Source organism: Limosilactobacillus gastricus DSM 16045, from assembly GCF_001434365.1.
In the GTDB taxonomy this organism is placed as follows: Bacteria; Bacillota; Bacilli; order Lactobacillales; family Lactobacillaceae; genus Limosilactobacillus; species Limosilactobacillus gastricus.
Genome location: NZ_AZFN01000058.1, coordinates 1 through 398, shown reverse-complemented (window position 1 = coordinate 398; position 398 = coordinate 1). Strand labels below are relative to the sequence as shown.

The 398-nt window shown below is 51.0% G+C and carries 1 protein-coding gene; it reads right to left on the bottom strand.

The window, feature by feature from the left end; all coding sequences use genetic code 11:
• Positions 1-398 (bottom strand): hypothetical protein (locus FC60_RS09440; protein WP_191978597.1); only part of this gene is annotated, 398 nt, incomplete at both ends.

Here is a 398-nt window from a genome sequence, read left to right as displayed (position 1 = left end):
CACTTGTCGAAGCACTCAAGGATTCGCTCATCGAAGCACTCAAGGATTCACTTGTCGATGCACTCAACGATTCACTCGTGGAAGCACTTAAGGACTCACTAGTTGATACACTTAGTGAGGCACTTAGTGATTCGCTCGTCGAGGCACTTAAGGATTCACTCGTGGAAGCACTGAGGGATTCACTCGTCGAGGCACTCAACGATTCGCTGGTGGATGCGCTGAGCGATTCACTCGTTGAGGCACTTAGTGATTCACTGGTTGAAGCACTCAAGGATTCGCTCGTCGAAGCACTGAGGGATTCACTCGTCGAGGCGCTTAGTGATTCGCTGGTTGAAGCACTCAAGGATTCGCTGGTCGAAGCACTAAGCGATTCGCTCGTCGAGGCACTTAGTGACTCA